This is a genomic window from Paenibacillus sp. J22P51 (assembly GCF_059692215.1).
Genome location: NZ_JCAUAZ010000002.1, coordinates 210,601 through 230,770 on the forward strand (window position 1 = coordinate 210,601; position 20,170 = coordinate 230,770).

Annotated in this window: 18 protein-coding genes and 1 riboswitch; of the genes, 11 read left to right on the top strand and 7 right to left on the bottom strand. The window is 46.3% G+C overall.

Annotated features, from left to right (window positions below; all coding sequences use genetic code 11):
* Nucleotides 1-5 precede the first annotated feature (5 nt).
* Both nagZ and AC58QC_RS05740 read left to right on the top strand, forming a co-directional pair.
* Nucleotides 6-1,637, top strand: a complete 1,632-nt coding sequence (gene nagZ / locus AC58QC_RS05735; RefSeq protein WP_497414236.1) for a beta-N-acetylhexosaminidase — start codon at nucleotides 6-8, stop codon at nucleotides 1,635-1,637.
* A 161-nt stretch (nucleotides 1,638-1,798) separates the two neighbouring features.
* On the top strand, nucleotides 1,799-3,061 hold the full coding sequence (locus AC58QC_RS05740) for an MFS transporter (RefSeq protein WP_497414237.1): 1,263 nt from the start codon (nucleotides 1,799-1,801) through the stop codon (nucleotides 3,059-3,061).
* Nucleotides 3,062-3,384: 323 nt separating this feature from the next.
* Here the strand turns inward: AC58QC_RS05740 and AC58QC_RS05745 are convergent, their stop codons facing one another.
* From AC58QC_RS05745 to AC58QC_RS05760, 4 genes are all read right to left on the bottom strand, one after another.
* Entirely contained in the window at nucleotides 3,385-4,140 is a 756-nt protein-coding gene (locus AC58QC_RS05745) for a DeoR/GlpR family DNA-binding transcription regulator (protein ID WP_497414238.1), read from the bottom strand.
* A 289-nt stretch (nucleotides 4,141-4,429) separates the two neighbouring features.
* Entirely contained in the window at nucleotides 4,430-5,032 is a 603-nt protein-coding gene (locus AC58QC_RS05750; protein WP_497414239.1) for a c-type cytochrome, read from the bottom strand.
* Nucleotides 5,033-5,729: 697 nt separating this feature from the next.
* Nucleotides 5,730-6,668, bottom strand: a complete 939-nt coding sequence (locus AC58QC_RS05755) for an aldo/keto reductase (protein WP_497414240.1) — start codon at nucleotides 6,666-6,668, stop codon at nucleotides 5,730-5,732.
* 30 nt (nucleotides 6,669-6,698) lie between these two features.
* Entirely contained in the window at nucleotides 6,699-7,694 is a 996-nt protein-coding gene (locus tag AC58QC_RS05760; RefSeq protein WP_497414241.1) for a Gfo/Idh/MocA family protein, read from the bottom strand.
* A gap of 133 nt (nucleotides 7,695-7,827) precedes the next feature.
* On the opposite strand from AC58QC_RS05760, the gene AC58QC_RS05765 reads away from it, so the two are divergent.
* The 6 genes from AC58QC_RS05765 (at nucleotide 7,828) to AC58QC_RS05790 (ending at nucleotide 13,149) form a co-directional block, all read left to right on the top strand.
* Nucleotides 7,828-8,673: a helix-turn-helix transcriptional regulator gene (locus tag AC58QC_RS05765; protein ID WP_497414242.1), complete on the top strand. Its 846-nt coding sequence runs from the start codon at nucleotides 7,828-7,830 to the stop codon at nucleotides 8,671-8,673.
* A 100-nt stretch (nucleotides 8,674-8,773) separates the two neighbouring features.
* Complete coding sequence (locus AC58QC_RS05770) at nucleotides 8,774-9,409, top strand: DUF2238 domain-containing protein (protein WP_497414243.1); 636 nt, start codon at nucleotides 8,774-8,776, stop codon at nucleotides 9,407-9,409.
* 25 nt (nucleotides 9,410-9,434) lie between these two features.
* Entirely contained in the window at nucleotides 9,435-10,550 is a 1,116-nt protein-coding gene (locus tag AC58QC_RS05775) for a lactonase family protein (protein ID WP_497414244.1), read from the top strand.
* Between the two features lie 368 nt (nucleotides 10,551-10,918).
* Entirely contained in the window at nucleotides 10,919-11,368 is a 450-nt protein-coding gene (locus AC58QC_RS05780) for a MarR family winged helix-turn-helix transcriptional regulator (protein ID WP_497414245.1), read from the top strand.
* Complete coding sequence (locus tag AC58QC_RS05785; protein ID WP_497414246.1) at nucleotides 11,365-12,630, top strand: MFS transporter; 1,266 nt, start codon at nucleotides 11,365-11,367, stop codon at nucleotides 12,628-12,630. The genes AC58QC_RS05780 and AC58QC_RS05785 overlap by 4 nt, the downstream gene beginning before the upstream one ends.
* A gap of 108 nt (nucleotides 12,631-12,738) precedes the next feature.
* The gene (locus AC58QC_RS05790) at nucleotides 12,739-13,149 is read left to right on the top strand and encodes a hypothetical protein (RefSeq protein WP_497414247.1); all 411 of its coding nucleotides are present in this window, start codon (nucleotides 12,739-12,741) and stop codon (nucleotides 13,147-13,149) included.
* Between the two features lie 71 nt (nucleotides 13,150-13,220).
* Here the strand turns inward: AC58QC_RS05790 and AC58QC_RS05795 are convergent, their stop codons facing one another.
* Nucleotides 13,221-13,562, bottom strand: a complete 342-nt coding sequence (locus tag AC58QC_RS05795; RefSeq protein ID WP_497414248.1) for a LytTR family transcriptional regulator DNA-binding domain-containing protein — start codon at nucleotides 13,560-13,562, stop codon at nucleotides 13,221-13,223.
* A gap of 186 nt (nucleotides 13,563-13,748) precedes the next feature.
* Nucleotides 13,749-15,173 carry an NAD(P)/FAD-dependent oxidoreductase gene (locus tag AC58QC_RS05800; RefSeq protein WP_497414249.1) on the bottom strand — a complete coding sequence of 475 codons (1,425 nt, stop codon included), beginning with the start codon at nucleotides 15,171-15,173 and terminating at the stop codon, nucleotides 13,749-13,751.
* A gap of 61 nt (nucleotides 15,174-15,234) precedes the next feature.
* A riboswitch (purine riboswitch) is annotated at nucleotides 15,235-15,333 on the bottom strand.
* A gap of 196 nt (nucleotides 15,334-15,529) precedes the next feature.
* Here AC58QC_RS05800 and AC58QC_RS05805 point away from each other — a divergent pair.
* On the top strand, nucleotides 15,530-16,543 hold the full coding sequence (locus AC58QC_RS05805) for a hypothetical protein (RefSeq protein WP_497414250.1): 1,014 nt from the start codon (nucleotides 15,530-15,532) through the stop codon (nucleotides 16,541-16,543).
* A 13-nt stretch (nucleotides 16,544-16,556) separates the two neighbouring features.
* Nucleotides 16,557-16,730, top strand: a complete 174-nt coding sequence (locus tag AC58QC_RS05810; protein ID WP_497414251.1) for a hypothetical protein — start codon at nucleotides 16,557-16,559, stop codon at nucleotides 16,728-16,730.
* 341 nt (nucleotides 16,731-17,071) lie between these two features.
* Here the strand turns inward: AC58QC_RS05810 and AC58QC_RS05815 are convergent, their stop codons facing one another.
* Nucleotides 17,072-18,433: a GH1 family beta-glucosidase gene (locus tag AC58QC_RS05815; protein ID WP_497414252.1), complete on the bottom strand. Its 1,362-nt coding sequence runs from the start codon at nucleotides 18,431-18,433 to the stop codon at nucleotides 17,072-17,074.
* A gap of 139 nt (nucleotides 18,434-18,572) precedes the next feature.
* Here AC58QC_RS05815 and AC58QC_RS05820 point away from each other — a divergent pair, with 139 nt between their 5' ends.
* The gene (locus AC58QC_RS05820; protein WP_497414253.1) at nucleotides 18,573-19,970 is read left to right on the top strand and encodes an MFS transporter; all 1,398 of its coding nucleotides are present in this window, start codon (nucleotides 18,573-18,575) and stop codon (nucleotides 19,968-19,970) included.
* Nucleotides 19,971-20,170: the final 200 nt, after the last annotated feature.

The following is a 20,170-nucleotide window of genomic DNA, read 5'->3' on the forward strand; positions in this document are numbered from 1 at the left end:
TCCATGTGTCATCAGTAGGAATTACGAACAATAAGCCACTAACTCTACGTCAAAAGGTAGGTCAACTTTTTGCTTGCGGTTTTGATGCTATGGAGCCTAATCCGCATATTACGCATTTAATTGAAAAATATGGCATTGGTGGCGTCATCTATTTCCGTCGCAATGTGAAGGACGCACATCAGCTTGCTCAGTTGTCCGCTGACTTGCAGGCGATAAGCCTGAAGAGCGGAGGTCAGCCGCTATTTATCACAGTCGATCAAGAAGGCGGAATGGTGTCCCGGATTGAAAAAGGAGCAACCTTGCTGCCGGGGAATATGGCATTGGGTGCTGCTTTTGCGCCAGCTGGCGTCTATGCTAGTAGCAAGGTGATGGGCAAGGAGCTTCGCCAAATGGGCGTGAATATGAATTTAGCTCCTTGTTTAGATATCAATAATAATCGATTGAACCCTGTCATTGGTGTTCGTTCCTATGGTGAAACGGCGGCGATTGTAAGTGATATGGGCACGCATGCGGTAAAGGGCTTGCAGGACATGGGCGTTATCGCAACAGTGAAGCATTTCCCTGGTCACGGGGATACGACAGCGGATTCCCATCATGATCTGCCCGTTGTTCCACATAGCATGGAGCGATTGATGGAACTGGAGCTGGCGCCGTTCATCAAGGCGATTGAGGGTGGTGTAGATGCTATTATGTCTGCTCATGTGGTGTTCCAAGCCTTGGAAGACAGCAGCGTGCCTTCGACGTTATCGTATAAGATACTGACAGAATTACTTCGCGGCAAGCTTGGCTTCAAAGGGCTGATCGTGACGGATTGCTTAGAGATGAAAGCAATTTCCGAAGGTGTCGGCGTAGCTGAAGGTGCTGTTCGTGCATTAGAAGCGGGAGCGGATATTTTGCTGGTTAGCCATGAATTGGAACGTCAGATTGCAGCCATTGAAGCTGTTATTACAGCTGTAGAAAGTGGTCGCATTCCAGAATCACGCATTGATGAATCCGTTCTGCGAGTAATGACTTACAAATATAAGCGAGATATTCGCTTTGATACGCTTACTCCGATTCCAGAGGGGCCGATCTCGACGTCTGAGCACCAGCTTCTAGCTAAAGAATTGAGTCGCAAAAGCATCACCAAGGTCAAAGATGAAGTTGGCAAGGTGCTTCAAATCAACGATAAAACGTGCGTGATTTGGACAGAAGTTCAATCGGGAACCGAGATCGACGAGGTTGTCGATCGTGAGGGAACCCTTGGCAGCGTGTTGTCCGAGTTAACGGGTGAGCACGTGCAAGAGAGGTACTTGGGATTATTTCCAACGGATGAGGAAATTGCGGAAACGGTGAAGCGCTGTGAAGCATTTGAACAAGTAGTGATCGTTACCTACAATGCAACCTTCTCCCCAGGACAAACGGAGCTGGTTAAAGCGTTGGCACAGAAGGAAGACTTGCACCTTATCGTAGCTGCAGGACGTAACCCATATGACTTGCTTGAATTCCCTGAAGTGAAGACGTACTATGCCTGCTACGAGAATCGACCGCTGGCGATGGTTTCCTTAGCTAATGTGTTGCTGGGTCGTGAAGCAGCAGTAGGGCGGTTACCTGTGACATTATCGGAGCAATATCCAGTTGGCTGGAGACAGGATTAGGAAAGAATTGGTATATCGAAATTTTCACTAGCATCTTGGAGCATCTCTATGTAAAATCAGATAGGCTTGTGAAACTTTTTGTTTCCTATTACGTAGGAACAATGCACATATTTCACGCATTTCATAAGCGATCTATTTATAAAGGGGTGTTTTCTTTACTTATGAGTCAATCAAATGCTCAAGCTGAGCCAACGATGAAATCATTTTTTGCCAGTCGATTCGTGCAAACGATTATGCTTTCTGGCCTTTTGCTCCAAGTCGGGATATGGATTCGTAACTTTGCGATACTTCTTTATGTGACGGATATGACGAATAACGATCCATACTCGGTATCCTTAATTTCCGTTGCAGAGTTTGCACCGATTTTCCTTTTCTCCTTCATCGGCGGAGCCTTCGCGGATCGCTGGAGGCCGAAGTTGACGATGGTTTGGTGCGACATTTTGAGCGCAGCCTCCGTGTTCATTATTTTGATAACGTTGTATATGGGATCTTGGAAAGCGATCTTTTTTGCCACCTTGGTGTCATCCATCCTATCCCAATTCTCGCAACCTTCCGGGATGAAGCTGTTCAAAGTGCACGTTCATGAATCCCAAATGCAAATGGGGATGTCGATGTTTCAGTCCATGATGGCGATTTTTATGATCTTGGGACCGATTCTAGGAACCTTCGTTTACTACCATTTTGGAATTGAAACGGCCGTTGCGATTATGGGAGCATGCTTCTTATTATCAGCTTTGGTTCTCACACTTCTGCCTGCAGATCGCAAAGAAGAGAAGTCTTCAGAGCCGCGTACGACGCATATATTTGCCGAAATGGGTCAAGGCTTTCGTTATGTGATAAGAAACAAAATGCTAGTTATCCTTGGCGGATGTTTTGCTGTTGCGGGTCTGGCCATTGGTTTAATTAGCCCGCTTGGTATTTTTCTTGTTACGGAGCAACTGGGCTTGGCTAAGGAGAATCTGCAGTGGTTTATGGTGGCCAATGGGGTCGCGATGATTGTAGGCGGAGGCGTAACAATGGCGTTCTCCAAAAAAATATCTCCGCAGGCGATGCTTACCATTGGTATGGCTGTTAGTGCCGTTACCTTTGCTTTGATAGGGATGACACACTTATTCTGGTTTGCGCTTGCCATGCAGTTCATTTCAGGTCTTGTTATGCCGGCTATTCAAATTGGGATTAATACGTTGATCCTAGGGAATACGGAAGAATCTTTCGTCGGCCGTGTAAATGGGATTTTAACGCCGCTCTTTATGGGGGCCATGGTAATCATGATGAGTTTGGCTGGGACGATCAAAGCGTCGTTCTCACTTGAAACGATCTACCTAACATCGGCATTATTGTTTGTTATCGGCGTAGGTATTATGGTACCGTCTTTGAAATTGAAGTCAGAACAAATCCCTCAGCCGAGCAGTGAACTGAAATAGTAGAAATGCAAAACGCGATATCGCTAGGCCTTGATGGCTAATGATATCGCGTTTTTTGTAATCTTCATTTTTACCTATCTAGGCATCTCCTAAATGCAACCGACATCCGAAGGAGATACGGAACGAGAGGACGTTATTTGTGGAGAAATCGGCATCTTGGAGAAGTTGAGGAACGAGGTTCCGCTATTTCTATGAAAAACATGCAAATTGACCTAGGTATGGACGAAATAGCGCCCTGACGTTCCGTAACGTTTGAGAAAAGGCAGTTTTCGAGTAAATAAGGGAACTACGTTCCGCAACGCAAGGCTGGGATCCCAAACAAACTACAGGAACGGTGTGCCAGATTCTTTGAAAGCAAGCTTCATCTCTGGGGTAATGCTTGAATCGCTAATGATGCCGACGGCTTCTTGCACTTCACCGATGACGAAGAGAGAGCTTCGGCTGAATTTGGAATGATCAGCCACGAGATACGTTTCCATGGATTGCTTCATCATGCGGCGATTCGTCTCAGCTTCAAGCTCATTGTAGATCATCATTCCGCGTGAGAGGGAAATGCCATCGCAGCCCATGAACGTTTTGCGGATGCTGAGATTCTCGAGTGTGGCATTCGCAAGCGGACCTGACAGCTCAAAGGTTTGTGTGCGAATCACACCACCGGTCAAGATCAGCTGCAGCCCAGGTGTGCCAATAAGCTCATAGGCAATGTTCACGGCATTCGTAATGACGGTCAAATTTTTGAATTGGTTCAGCTTTTTCGCAATAAAGGTCGTGGTTGTTCCGCCGGTTAGCCCGATAATATCGCCATCTTCGATGTAACGAAGGGCTTTGTCAGCGATTTCTTTCTTTTCCTCGGTATAGAGGTCCATTTTATTAAAGAAGGGGACTTCGACTTTCAAGCTTTCAAGTACAGCCCCGCCAAAGGTGCGGATGCAGCGTTTCTCTTGCTCGAGAATTTCCAGATCTCGTCGTGCTGTTGCTTCAGAGACATTGAACTGCTTCACAATATCCGTCAAAGCAATGGAGCCTTTATCTTTGATCGCATGCATGATGGCATCTCGGCGAACATCGGTCTTTCCCATGGTGTACCCCCTATCAGCTTCCGTCTGGGAAGCTAAGTAACGATTCTATATAAAACATGCTTATTTTGCTAAAAATAACGCTTCTTTATATCTTATCATGGCGAGATGAGGTCGTCCATCAGATCATGCTTGTATCAGCCGTTAATAGCTTCATTTTTGCTTGAAGTGTGCATTTCTTGAAAAGCTGGTCATGGGAGCATAGATAAATGAGCTGAACAGGGTGAAGAAAATAGAAAAACAGGCATCCTTATTGAGAAGGTATGCCTGCTTGGGTTCTAAGTGCTTTTGCTCATTTTTTGGCTGCGAGCCAATTCGCTAATGCTTCGATATCTTCTGCTTTCAACGTGTCTTTGAAAGGCGGCATTTCGACCTTGCCGTTCATGATTTGCGCAGCAATTTGATCTTTCGTTTTGCGCGAACCGACTTTCGTCAGGTTCGGACCGTAATCACCCGTTAGGCCAGCGCCATGGCAGACTAGGCAGTTGTCCTTGTACAGCAGCTCGGCCTTCGCGCTGGTGCTAGGCGTAGTGCTTACCGTCGCCTCCGGCTTGACGGTAGGTGATGGGGAAGGCGATGGCGTCGCGCTTGCAGGCGCCGGCGTTGGGGTTGGCTTCGCCGTCGCAGGCGTAGGCGAAGGTGAAGGTGTCGCCGCAGCTTGCGGTAGCGGCGAAGTGCTGGCTGCAGGCGCCGGGGTTGGCGTCGCCGCAGCCACTGCTGGGGCCGACACCTGTGGAGTCGGCGTTGCGGATGCGACCGCCGTCGTCGTGACGGGTGTCGGCGCGGTGGTTACAGCGGCTGGCGAGCTGGCCGCTGGTACGGCTGCTTTCTCGCTGCACCCCGTGGCAGCGAGTAGGATCATTCCACAAATGCTTATATGTATCCATTTGTTCAAAGCAATCCAACTCCTTATTGTATATTCTACTTAAGGTAACGGAGGAAAAGAGAATTAGGTTTTCTCTTTGCTGAATGTGTCCCAAAATAGGGGGAAGGACCGGTAAGGCTGAGTAAATGGATTACCTACAGTTAATTAGCGAGTTTTGGACTGAAAATCGTGATTAGATGGATTTCCTGTAGTTAAATTTCTTGATTTAGGACATTTAGCCTGTTGGGCAGGAAATTAGCTGTAGGTTTTCCATTTAGATTGGTTTGAAGCGGGAAAAGGGAGGAATTAGCTGTAGGTTATACAGTTAGTTGCGCGAATGTTGGGGGGGGAGTGTAGAGTGTGAAGTGTGGAGTGTGGGGAGGGGGAAGTTGTTGGAGAGAGCAACGAGTGTTGGATAGGGGGAATCTAGTTTGAGGGAGCGACGAGTGTTGGATAGGGGGAATCTAGTTTGGGGGAGCGACGAGTGTTTGATAGGAAGAATCTAGTTTGAGGGAGCGATGAGTGTTTGATAGGAAGAATCTAGTTTGGGGGTGCTGGAAAGTAGCTTGGTAGAGGGAAGTTAGAGTAGCTAATGGGTTAGTAACTAGTTTCTGGATCGTCGAGGAAACTACACCACAAAAGCCCAGCAAAGCCCTAACTACATAGGGCTTTGCTGGGCTGTAAAACGATGTGCGTGCGTGAACCGCACTGGAGGAACCTGCCAGAGCTACACCGCAGCTCCGGTCAAATCAAGCCAGGCCAGCTCCTGCGCCGACAGCACAAGCTCTGCGCCATCGCGGCAGGAGACCATCTCGGCCTCGGTGCGTGGACCGATGAGCGCGCATGCCGGGAACGGCTGGCTCAGCACGTAAGCGAGCGCAATCTGGATCGCGCTGACGCCTTTCTCCTGTGCGAGCTGCTGCGCTCGCTGCAGCCGCGTCCAGTTCTCGTCGCTGTAGAATACGCGAACGAGATCATCGTTATCGCGGATCTCCGGCGAGAACCGGCCCGTGAAGAAACCGCGCGCCTGCGAAGACCAAGACAGCAGTGGAAACTGCTGCTCTTCGTACCAGCGCAAGGACTCTTCGTCAGCTGACACGCAGCCAGCCCAGAAAGGCTCGTTAGGCTTAGCGAGACTGAGGTTAGGCGAGCTGAAGCTAAAGCCGACAAGGCCATGCTTAGCGGCGTAATCATTCGCTTCTTGCAGGCGCTGATGGGTCCAGTTAGACCCTCCAATAGCGCGAATGCGTCCTGCTTCCAGATGCTCATTGAGTGCCTCGACAATGACACCTACAGGTGTTGCTGGGTCGTCACGATGCAGACCATACAAATCGATGTAGTCTGTACGCAATCGCTCCAGACTTGTCATCAAATCATGTCGGATCGCTTCGGGATTCACGCGAGGGCCGTTTTTATCATGATGTGCGCCTTTGGTGAATAGCACCATTTCTTCTCTTTTACCCGTTTCTTCCAACCAAATGCCTATGGCTTGCTCGCTTTGCCCCCCACAATAGATGTGAGCTGAATCAATCGTATTCCCGCCAATAGCCAGATAATGATGAAGGATTTCACTAACCTCTTGACTGTTGTCCAATCTAAAAAAATCAGATCCCATGACCAGCTTAGATACCGGTTTATCTAATCCTTTAATCTGAATATGCTTCATATGTGTTCCCCAGCCTCTCGTTTAGAAGTGTTAGAGCTGAACGCGTGAACGCTCTGTTGCCGATAGTAAGCAGGCATCAATCACTTGCATATTGAGAATGGCATCTTGTGCAGCGAAGCGTTGAGTTCTCTCACCCCATGCTGCATACGCCAAATCGTCGACTTGCAAGGCGTATTGGTTCAGGAAAGGAACTTTTTCTTCGCGCTGCTCGTTGCCAACATAGACCTGGAAATGCCCGGATTCTTCTGTTGGTGTAATAAAAGCGGAAGGAATCACAATGCGCCCCTTGGAGCCAAGAATCTCAAGCGTGTTTCGGAATGAAGCCCACATACCGCAATCGAAAGTGAGGGCTACATTGCCGCTGAATTCAACAAGTCCTGACATCATCATATCGACGTTATCATGTTCGGGTGAAAAGAATGCATGCGTGGTGACAGCTTCAGGCTCACGTTCTAGTAGAAATCTAGCTGCGCTCAGCGGATAGCAGCCTACATCATAGACCGAGCCGCCGCCCCACTCGCGGACGTAACGAACATTTTTGTGATCATTCGGGTTACTGAACGTAAATGTACCGTGAATTCCGCGAATATCTCCAATTTCGCCGGATTGCATAATTGCCTTCACACGCTCGTAGCGAGGGTGATGGCGGTACATGAAAGCCTCTGCAAACAGCACGCCTGCTTCTTCAGTAGCTGTAACCATTTCTTGAACTTCAGCAGTCGTCAGAGCAGCAGGCTTTTCACATAGCACATGTTTACCAGCTTGAGCGGCTCGAATCGTCCATTCTTTATGTAGATGGTTTGGAAGTGGAATGTAGATTGCATCAATAGCGGGATCCGCAATTAATTCTTCATAGCTTCCATAGGCCTTTGGGATATCAAGACGAGCGGCAACCTCTTGTGACTTTTCCAAGCTACGGCTTGCGATTGCGCTTACAACACCTGTTTGGGATTGCTGGATCCCTGGGATACAGGCCCGGATTGCAATATTTGCGCAGCCTAGAATTCCCCAACGAAGTTTGGTCATGACAGCATTTCTCCTTTTTCAAGCGGAATGTTTAACGTTATATTGCTATTATAAAATGAGTTATTTAAAATGAATATAACAATATATTGAATCGACTATCGTAATATTGTCATTAGAGATGAGGTCTTATTTTATGCGCCGGCAAGTTATGTTACCTACCTTACAGCAATATCCTTATTTCATATTCCCTGAATCCGTAGGCTGGTATCAAGAGGAGTCTACGCATGAAGTAGAGCGGCCAGAAGGATTGTGGTCGACGTATAGTCTGCATTTTGTCATCTCGGGTAAGGGTTATGTGGAGATCGAAGGACAGCTGTATACGTTACAAAAGGGAGATGCCTTCTTATTTCCGCCGTATCAAGAGCAGCGTTATTACAGTTCCAAAGATGATCCATGGGATATCCGTTGGGTTCATTTTTATGGGGATCAAATCAAGGAATTTCTATTGGAAAAAGGATTTCTACGCAATCTGTGGACGTTAAAAAGAAGCGCAGAGCTTGAGAAAGCATTCAATGAATTGCTGTTAGAAGCGGAAGCCTATCAAATTCTACGTCCGACGCAGTTGAGCACGTTGAATTATATGATTTTGTGCGAATTCATGAGTTATGCTACCCCATTAACGGTCAATCGAGGGACGGAATCGGTGGATCGTATTCTTGCCTTGCTTCCAGAGATGCAGAGCAGAGCATGCGAGCCCTTTAATCTCGAGGAATGGGCGGAGCTCACGGGCGTGAGTACGTACTATTTTTGCAAAATATTCCGTAAAGCCACATCGATGACGCCGCTGTCGTTCATTACACTTTGCCGTATTCAATTCGCTAAGCAGCGCTTAATTGAGAAAGAAAATTGGCCGATCAAGGACATCGCAGGTGAAGCGGGCTATACCTCTGCGAGCTATTTCAATCAGCGATTTCATGAGCATGAAGGCATGACACCGAGTGAGTTCCGCAGCTTGTATATGAAAGGCTTATTTAACTAATGAGCAAGCCCCAGGCGCGGTACTAGAAAAAGTTAGTACTTTTGGAAGGCATGATGCCACGGTACTCTTAGTCTGTAGAGACGATTAGGGGGCTGAGCAGATGCAAAGTAAAGCGAATAAAAAACCTTTCAGAACAAATTGGATTTTGCATGTGATGATGGTGATATGGCTTGGTATCTGGGGATGGTTAGCGATTGGGCCGCATAGCCGAGGGGATTGGGTGCTAGAAAATTTATTGATTTGGGCAGCATTAATTGGGCTCATTGCGACCTTTCGTGTCTTTACTTTTTCAAATATGTCCTATGGCTTACTTGCGAGCTTTCTGTTGCTGCATTGTGTAGGAGCTCACTTTTCTTACAATGGAACATGGTTCGATCCTTGGCTGCATCGCTTATTTGGGGCTGAACGCGATCATTTCGATCGGCTTGTTCATCTGAGTTTCGGATTACTGTGCGCCTATCCTATATATGAAGGTTTACGGGCTTGGACAACACTTGGGAGAAGATGGATTTATGTGATGACGTGTGTTATCGTTTTGGCTATGGGTGCTTTCTATGAGCTCATCGAAATGTGGGTAGCGAAGATCGTAGCCCCTGAGATTGGTACTTTATTTGTCGGTGCGCAGGGAGATCCTTGGGATGCACAGCATGATATGGAGCTTGCACTATATGGGGCTATTATTGCGATGTGTGTGACGGCATTGGGGAGACGATGGAAAGTGGGTAACAAATCATAGGATGGATGGGGAGGCAATGGTGTAAATGGCGAATGAGCGTGTGAATGCAAGAGCAGATGCAAATGTGAAAAACGGTGTTTCTTATGTGTATATCGGTTCATATACGGATGAACAGCATCCGGTGGGCATTTCTTTATATAGTTTCAATGGGCAAAATGGTGAAATGACCCTGGTTGAGACCTACAGCGATTTGCCGAATGCCTCGTTTCTAGCGTTAAATAACGATAAAACTGTTTTGTATGCAGTGAGCGAAACGGTAACGTACGAGGGAGGTTTCGGCGGCTCCGCTGCGGCTTATGCGATAGAAGCGGGCACAGGCAGATTAAGTAAAATCAACCAACGGCCAGCAGACGGATCTGCACCTTGCTACATTAGCTTGGATGCCACAAACCGCAAGGTGTATGTGGCGAATTATTTAAGCGGCGACGTGACTGTTTATCCTGTCGAGCCGAGTGGCGGACTGGGCGTACATACGCAGCTGGTTAAGCACGAGGGCGAGCTTGGACCGCAAGCGGATCGCCAAGAAGCGCCGCACGCGCACTCGATTGTTCCGTCTCCGGACAATCGCTTTGCTGTATCGGCCGATCTTGGCCTTGATCGGCTGATCATTAGCCGAATTGACGCAGAGAGCGCCGACCTGCTGCTTCACGGCACAGCGGCTTTGAAGCCGGGCGCGGGCCCGCGGCATTTGGTGTTTAACGCGGACAGCACGTATGTGTACGCGATCAATGAGCTGGACAGCACCGTGACTGTGCTGTCTTATGAGGCGGCCGCGGGAAGCATGACCGCGGTGCAGACCTTGTCGACGCTGCCGGAGGACTTCAGCGGCGTCAGTTATTGCGCGGACATCCACCTCTCCGAGGATGACCGCTTCTTGTACGGCTCAAACCGCGGACACGATAGTATCGCGGTTTATGGGGTTGACCGAGACAGCGGCACGCTGTCGGTCGTGGGTTGGCAGTCGACGCGGGGGCGGACGCCGCGGAACTTCGCGCTTTCGCCGCAGGGCGAGTTCCTGCTCGCGGCGAATCAGGATTCGAACAGCGTCGTTGTCTTCCGCAGGGATGCGGAGACAGGGATGCTGCAAGAAACAGGGCAAACAGCAGCAGTATCGCGACCGGTTTGCGTGAGATTTCTTTAAATAGGCGCTGAACGTGTAACGGTCAGGCGCATTTTCTGGAAAGGAAGGGGCAAGTATCTACTTGCTCCTTCTTTTTTTTAGGTATGTTTCACGCTGTAACGGTGAAAAACACGCTTACAGCAGCGAAAGAGGCCAGAATCGCCTGCCATCCTGTGCTGTAACGGTGAAAAACACGCTTACAGCGACGCTTCTAGCATGCACAAATTTCCGCTGAAAATTAGTTGCAGATGCAACGTATTCGGCGTAAACTAAATTAGTGGCAAGTGCAACGATTCGGATTTTGTTTTATTTCATAAGTATGAAAACTGGGCTTCTACACGAATTAATTCATTTCATTTTCCATTTATTTGGTACGAGGAGGGGTTGCGATGATTGAAACGCGAAATTCGATACCAAGGTGGGTCTCGTTGATTTACCGGTACGGACAGATGTACATCGGTGACCACTTGAAACAATTTGATATCGGCAGAGGTCAGCATATTTTCCTTAATGCGCTGTATAAGGAGGATGGCTTGACGCAGGAAGAGCTGTCTGACTATTTGAAAATTGATAAAGGAACGACAGCGAAAGCTTTGAAAAAGCTAGAAAATCAAGGCTACATAACACGCACCGTCAGTGAAAAGGATAAGAGGTGCAACGAGGTTTTTCTAACGGACAAAGCGCGTGGTATTAAGGAAGATGTGCGCAAAGTACTCACCGATTGGCGTGAGCGGTTGACGTTCGGCTTGTCGGATGAGGAGAAGCAGATGGCCCTTATTATTTTAGAAAAAATGGGTCATAATGCGGCTCACTTTGCAGAGGAAGAGGTAGACCTATGAATATGAGGGCTGCGGGATCAGTGTTCATTGATCGTCATTTCCATGCCCTGACCCACAAGAATTATCGCTATATGTGGTTTGGGCAATGTGTGTCGCTTATTGGTACGTGGATGCAAAATATCGGGCAGTCCTGGCTTGTCCTGACACTTACAGGATCGTCTCTTAAACTTGGGATCGTGGCAGCGTGTCAATTCCTTCCGATTCTCTTGTTTTCGTTGTTTGCCGGTATTGTTGTAGATAAATTTCCTAAGAAAAAAATCCTTATTGTGACGCAAACGGTTTCGATGATTCTCGCCTTTGCCTTGGCGGCATTGGTGCTTACAGATACGGTTAGATACGAATATATCCTAGTTCTAGCGCTGCTTTTAGGATTGAATAATACGCTGGATATGCCTACTAGGCAGTCGTTTAATGTGGAAATCGTCGGTAAAGAGGATTTAATGAATGCGATCGCGCTCAATTCGACAACGTTTAATATGGCAAGAATTGTTGGTCCTTCGATTGGTGCTGTGATGATGGCGTGGTTAGGGGCTGGCTGGTGCTTTTTGCTAAATGGCTTCAGCTTTCTGGCTGTTCTATATGGCTTGATTCATATTGAAGCAGCACCTTATGTACGCAAGATAAGGTCGAAGGAAGGCATTTTCAAAGAAATTAAGGATGGTATTGTCTACATTGCGAAGGATCCGATCCTGTCGCCGACTGTGCTTCTTGTAACGGTTATTGGAACGCTTGCTTTTAACTTTAATATTCTGATACCTGTATTCACCAAAAATGTCCTGCATATGGGAGAAACGACCTATGGGACATTGATGTCTTGTTTAGGTGTGGGTTCACTAGCGGGGGCACTTACGATGTCATTTCGCAGTAAGAAGGGACCGAAGCTGAAAGTGAGTATGGTGGCGAGCTGTATGGTCGCTATTTGCTTGATTCTGAATGGGCTGAGCGGCTCGGTTTGGGTGTGTGGGACGCTGCTGGCGTGCACGGGTTTCTTCAATATTATGTTCGCTACGAATAGTAACTCTGCCCTCCAAATGTTTGCCAAGGATGAGTATCGAGCACGTGTTATGAGCGTGTATGCCCTTGTGTTTGCTGGCTCTACACCAATTGGAAGCTTGTTCTCTGGATTCATTGCGGATCGATTTGGGGCGAATGGCGCATTCGTTACCTGCGGGGTTTTAACTGGACTTCTCTGTTTGTTCATTACGTGGAAATATAAGTCTTCCCTCACTGCGAAATCTCTTAAAGAGCAGGAAATGGCTTGAATGAGATAAAAGACATCTTTAGATTATAAAGATTCCTTTATTCGGGTTGTCAATTAACTAGGGATTCGCTACAATATGAGGGTAAGTTCAAGTGTGAGGAGGAATCTTGTGCTGGGGATATTGAAGAAATGGATGCAGAAATCAATGCAGAAACCAATGCAGGAGCCGAAGCACACTGTGGATTATAAAACGATGGAAATCGACGTTGTCATTAAATGTTTTGTTTCGGAGAAGGAGAAGCCGTTTCGCGTCATTTTTAAAGTGGAGAAACAGGGATCTTTCTTTTCGAAAGATATTTTTGTGAAAAATGTGGATTCGAAAACATCCTATGAGCTCGTTCATAACTTCTCCACACTTGGCATGAACAATGAAGAGTTGAACAAGTATGAAAGCACAGACTGTGCTGAATACAGCTTCGCTACGTTGGAAGAAGCCAAAAAGGTAAAAGATACAACCGTCGATTACATACGCTTTCTGATCCGTGAGCATCAACAAGAATCACTCGCGAAAATTTCATAATGGTTATGCAAGAAAAGGAGCTGGCGATTGATTCGCTGGCTCCTTTTCTTTGATCTCAATATGGACAATGCCTAATCTCCAGCTTTTTGTTGCTGTACAAGCTCTTTCAATCGATGTTGGCGAAGCTTCGTGATCGACGTGTATTTGGATTCGGAGCCTCTGACTTCGAAAAATACTTTGCCATCCTGAATATGTTGGATTTTACGAGTATTCACATAGCAATCTGTGTTCACTTTGAAAAAGCAGCTGTCTGAGGTCATATTCTGGATTTGTTCTGTATTTAGGCGTTTCTTGATATGGTAGTTCTTCCCATGAAAGGAGACTAGGCCATGTTCACCGACGCGGAAATACATGATATCCTTTTCTAAAATAAAATCCTCATACGTGTTCTTTACTTCGAGCGCTACATTCATTTTATCTGCCCCCTTTTTAAAATGATAACGCTTACATTTATTTAGACGGTTTTATCTTACCATAATATGTGAGGCATGGGAAGGCTTTTCTCATTGAAAAAAACCAACATAATTCTTCCGAAATGGAAGAACACGTTGGTTTTCTGCCCTTTTTGACGAACGAGCACTTATTTCCTCGGAAATAATTTATAGAGGGATGTTGCGCGCAACCCAAACGCCAGCGGCACCTGCTTGAGCTAAACCTCGAGTAATACCAGCCCCGTCGCCACCACAAAATAGGCCTTTAATTTCCGTTTCAAAGCTCTCACTCAGCTTAGGTCGAGCGGAATAAAACTTCGCTTCAACGCCATAGAAGAGGGTATGTTCGGAAGCAATACCTGGTGTTACTTTTTCGAGTGCATGGATCATTTCGATCAAGCTTTTCATCGTATTATATGGGAGAACAAGTCCTAGGTCACCCGGAACAGCTTCAGATAAGGTGGGTTCCAAGAAGCCTTCTCGAATCCGTTCAGCCGTTGATCTCCGCCCACGCATAATATCTCCGAACTTCTGAACAATGACGCCACCGCTCGATAAGTCGTTCGCGTGCTTACAAATTTCTCTCGCATATTCATTCGGTTTATCAAACGGTTCGGTAAATTTATGAGAGACAAGGAGGGCGAAATTCGTGTTGTTTGAACCCAGCGCAGGATCTTTGTAGGAATGTCCATTGGCTGCCATGATGCCGCTGTGATTCTCCACCACAACATGCCCAGATGGGTTACTGCAAAAAGTTCTTACGCGCGTACCGACAGAGGTGTTATAGACGAATTTACCTTCATACAAATGTTCGTTGATTTCACGCATCACGACATCGGAGGTTTCGACGCGGACGCCTACATCAACTTGATTATTGGACATTTTGAGGCGGCGTTTCTTGAGAACCTGTGTTAACCAAGCGGAACCGTCTCTTCCTGGAGCAAGCATGACATAGTTGCTTAGAAGCTCTGTGCCATCCTTCAACCGGATTCCTTGAACGACGTTTTTATCTTCTTTTTTGGTTGTGATGATATCATCAACTTCAGTTTTGAACTGCATATCGATGCGTGTTTTCAAATATTCATAGATCGATTTGAGGATCATTAGATTTTGCTCCGTGCCCAAATGACGAACTTGAGCGCGAAGCAGCTTTAAGCCCGCTGCGTAGGAGCGTTGCTCAATGCCTTTTACGGCTTCGGTAGTAGGATCCGTTATGTTTTCTGTAGCCCCATGCTGCAGATTAATGCTATCCACATAGCGGATGAGCTCCATGACTTTGCTAGGCGCTAAATAATCCGTCATCCAGCCGCCAAATTCGGTTGTGATATTGAATTTACCATCGCTATAAGCGCCTGCTCCGCCAAAACCGGAAGTAATGGAACAAGCAGGAAGACAACCGGAGAAGTCCTTTTTACCAGCTGGAGGTGGGCAGAGTTTGATTTTATTTTCAAGAATCGGACAACTGCGTTTATAGATATCGTGGCCTTTGTCAACGAGTAAAATGTTCGCGTTAGGGTGAAGCAATGTCATCTCATAGCAAGCAAAAATACCGGCAGGTCCTGCACCAACAACGATAAAATCATAAGCCTTCATAACAGCAATCTCCTCTGGAACAGTTATATTTGGACGCAAAAAAACCTAGCCACACGGGTATGCGAAAAAGAGCACCCGTCGTAGCTAGGAAGTTATGGCTTCCTCTAGAGACCCTCAAGCCAATCCTCAAGGATATACGAACGATTCATTGTCATATGGCTGATTGTTATTGCCTTGACTATCATAATACGAACGTTTGGCGTTGTCAATGAGGTAATGTTCGTGAAAATTGATGGTGTTTCGTTTTCAAAGATTTCTTTGACTGGTTCATGATTTCAAAATATAATAACATAGTTATAGTTATTATTTTCCTTTTTATCCAGTGTTATTTTTTGCAATTTAGGAGGTAAATTGAATTGAAATTTTGGTGGATACTTCTCAAATATATTGTTCCACCTGCATCCTTGGCATTGTTGCTTTTTTCTATAGGGCTTTGGAGTAATTACTCCGAACAGGCAAAGACTGCTGGGGAAAAGTTCATCGCACCATTATTGGATTTTAAAGTACCAGTTATCTTCTCTTTTCTGATTTTGTACTATCTTTGTGTTGCATTTTATGACTATAGCAAGGGCATAGCGAACAGGAAGGATGCGGAGTTAGCTCACAAAGACGAAGAAATGAAAGATGAATTGAGTATTGCTATCAAGCTTAATAAAAAGTACTCTGCCTACAGAAGAAGTGAATTGCTTTTACATACCATTAAATCATTTGTTAATGATCAACCATACATTCAAGCCATTCAGGTTTATAATTACGAGATTAATCATATTGGTAGTAAAACCAGGGTGAAAATTAAGTATCAGAATGGATTCATCGAAGAAGGCATAGACTTGAATGCCATGGATCAGGCCTATTATTTACTGGATAAAAGGATGTTTACACGCTTTCAGAGCGCGTATGACCAATTGAATGAAGGGGATTTTAATCCAATTGTGGATTTTGTTCAAGAGCATGGTGAGCGTTTACGTTCAGTAACAAATCCTACGGATGATGATGTCCTTACTTTTGCTTTTGTAGAGCTTGCCCTTGGACTCATTGAAACTCGGTACGATTTAAGGCTTCATGAAAATTACTTAACCGAGGATCAAACAGTTGCTCTAGAAGAGCATAAACGGACTGGGGTTTTAAGAACTATTCTATTAAAGGACGATTTTTTCATTTTCAAACATCTTGCTATTGGATTTAAACAAGGGCGAGTTTATTCGGCCAGGCACCTAAATCTATGGGGAGGAAATATCGTGTATCTGATTACCCTACACCCAGACATTTTAGTCGATGGTGACTATTACCCAGATATTCGAAGAATAGACGAATTGTTTATGGAAAGATTACGTGGATTACTATATAATGGTGAGACCGACAGATTTTAAGGAGGTAGTGGTGATGCCTAAGATCAATACGCAGAACCAGCAAATACAATTCCAACAGCAGCAAAAAAATATCATTGAGCGCCTCAGTAAGCTGGGGATTAAAGCTGAAATCGGTCGTAAAGCGCCAAATGCTGAAACGGAGTACTTTTCTGTTGTTGGTAACAGACGAGACGAAGTTATCGTATAATTTGTATTTATGGGAGGGGGGCCATGTGGCCCCTCTTTTACTATTTCGAAAGGCCTCCATAGAGGTTTTCTCATATTTGAATACGGCAAAGCTTATATGTTAATGCTGAGAACACAATGAAATAAGGAGTGTTCTAAGATAAAAGAAGACAATCATCGCGATGAGATTATAAGGAAATTGGGGGAAATCAACATTAAAATGAGCAGGGGACATAGACTTAAAGATATACGCCCACCTTACTTCTCGATCGTAATGGGAAAAGAACTAGAACAAAAGTAAAGGGGATCCCCTGGAAATTAACCTCCTCGTAAGAGGAGGTTTTTAGTTTATTTACCTATACATTAACTCCTGCTCTCCTGATGCGCGATCAGATCCCGATACCAATAACCGCTATCGCGGACCGTCCGTTGCTGTGTCCTGTGGTCGACCTTTATGATTCCCATGGGGCAGGATAAGCCGGAACTCCACTCAAAGTTGTCTATCGTGGCCCAATGGAAATAGCCCCGGATATCTGAACCCTCGTCAATCGCTTCTTTCAGTGCTTTTAAATAATAGGACATATATTTGATGCGGTATTCGTCGTCGGTTCGACTCGTTTCCTCCAAGCTATTGCCTGGTTCGGTCGTGCCGTTCTCGGTGATGTAGATCACGGGGTTTCCGTATTCTTCCCGGTAACGCCTTGCCAGCTCTTTAAACCCGTCAGGATACCCCTGCGCACCGAGTACGGGATGAATATACCGCTCGTCGGATGGATTCCGGTCGACCCAGGTTTTTAAGAAGGGGATATACCACTTTCTTGTCGCGAACAATCGACTATAATAATTGACGCCGAGAAAATCAATGGGCTGACGGATGGTTTGCATATCTCCCGGCTCAATCTTCGGTACGATCGGCCACAGTCGCGAAAACAGTTTCTCGGGGTAGTTTCCTTTGTACACGCCGTGCAGATAGAACCGATTCACGAACATATCCGCCATTTCGACCGAATCCATTTCCTTTTCATTCGGATTAAAGCTCGCCGGGTAGACTGGAAATTGACTTAGCGTGATGCCGATATTCAAATCGCTTCGTTCGCTCCGCATCGCCTGCACCGCTAGGCCATGACCCAGAAGTTGGTGATGCGCCACCTTGAAGTAAGTCCACGGATTTTTGATGCCCGGTGCGTGCTCGCCTAGGAAGTGCCCGAACATCGCGTGCTCCCAGGGCTCGTTCAGCGTGATCCAGTCTTTAACGCGGTCTCCGAGATTTTCGACGACAAGCCTTGAATATTCCGCAAAATACTTCGCGGTCTCCCTGCTGGCGAACCCTTTGTATTGTTGAAATAGCGCATAGGGCGTGTCCCAATGGAAGAGCGTGACAAAGGGCCGGATGCCCTTTTCAAGCAGGGCGTCCACTAAGCGATCGTAATAATCCAATCCCTTTTGGTTGACCGATCCCTTTCCTTCCGGCAGAACTCGCGACCAGCTGACGGAAAACCTGTACGCATCCATCTTCAGGCTGCTCATCAAGTCGATATCGGTCTGAAAATCGTGATACGTATCGCAGGTCACATCTCCATTGCTGCCGTCGCGAATCTTCCCTTTGGCATGGGAAAATACATCCCATATAGACAGTCCTTTGCCGTCCTCGTTCCAGCCTCCTTCAATCTGATAAGCAGCCGTGGATGTTCCGAATATAAAGTCCTTTTTAAATTGAGTAAACATACGCGCACCGCTTTTCTAAACAGGATTGGTAGTTTATTATAACACCCATAAGAAAACGCTTTCAATGACATATCGTAAAATATATAATAATGTCTATCAAAGCTTGTGCGAGATGGAAAGCAAGTATAGGAGGCATTCTATGGGTGCAATCGAAAACAAGATCTCACACGGATTGACGGGATGGCAGAAATTTCTGATTTCCTTCCCTACGATGCCCGGCAATTTGAGCACGGTACTGATTCACAACGCGTTTTTGAAGTACTATACGGACATTGTCGGTCTGAACCCGAAGTATATCGGTATCCTGTATGCGATTTTCGGGATCTGGAACGCAATCAATGACCCGGCCATTGGAGTGTGGCTAGACAGATTTAAGTACAATAAAAAAAGGGGCAAATACGTTTATGTGATGCGGCTAAGCGCGCCTGTTACGCTAGTTGCGTCCTTTTCGATGATCTTCGCTCAGCCCTCCTGGAGCCAATGGATTATCTTTGCCTTTATGCTTATCTTGCTTTTCTTTTACGATACGACAATGACCACCTTCAATATCGCGCACGCGAACTACAAGCTGCTTGCTGCCAAGACCAGCGAGGAGCGAGTGGATGTGTCCGTATTCACCAGCTATATCGCAAACATCGGAGGCTTTTTGGGTACGGTGATACCGACATTGCTTTTGGTAGGCGATAGCGATAAAACCTTAACGACCATTCTGTTCTGCGCCGTTCTGACACTGAATTCCATCCTATATTTTGTTGCGCTCAAGCCTTTGAAAGACACGGAGGAAATGTATTTAAAGGAAAACGTCCAGATTTCGGAAAGAAAGGGCATCTTCGGAGACGTTTTTGACAATGTAAGAGAGGCTGCTAAATCAAGAGCATTCGTGACCTTCGTTTTAGTACAGATCCTGGTCGGCGGTCCAAGCGCCTTCTACTTTACGCCCTTTCTGTATATGTCGGATTACGTTTTAAAGCTGCAGGGCATACAGGCGACCCTTATGGATGTGCTTATGGGACTTTCCTTGTTTGCGGCGGCACCGTTTTTGGGCAAGTTTATTAAAAAACGGGGTATGAAAAATGCCATGCTCTTGGCGTTGGTTCCAAGCGCGTGCGGTTTTTTGCTTTTGGTTTTTGTTCATAATTACTACCAGGCCATTGCGGCCTATATTATCATGTATGTGTTTACCCAAGCCGTTAGCATTGCGAATAGTCCCATGCTCGGTGCTATTATTGACGAGGACGAACAGCGCACCGGTCTGCGAAAAGCGGGCATGTACACCGGGTTGAACGCGCTTTTGACGATCCCTATGTCCGGCATTCAGGCTTCGCTCTTCATGGGCATCATCAGCTATTTCGGTTTCCAGGCAGGCTCCGATTCGCAGAGCGCCAATGTTTTGCTTGGAATCAGAATCGGCGCGGGCGTACTGCCGTTCGCATTCGTGCTTCTGGGCATCATCCCGCTTTTGTTTTTCCCTATTAACAAGAAAAAGGAACTGGAGCTCTCGGAGTTTTCAAGGAATAGGCAAATTGAGCTCTCCTAGATCATGAGCCGGCACGAGTTATTAAATGCGTGTTTTCCAAAAGTCTGAAATGAGTTAATATCGCATTACATCAAAAAGGTTATCTAGTTAACGCTCAGTTGAGACGTTTCCGGGGTAACCTTTTTCTAATCAAGTAAGTTATTACGTACAGGCACTTCTAGGCTCTAACCCACATAGACTAATACTAATCTAAACAGCGG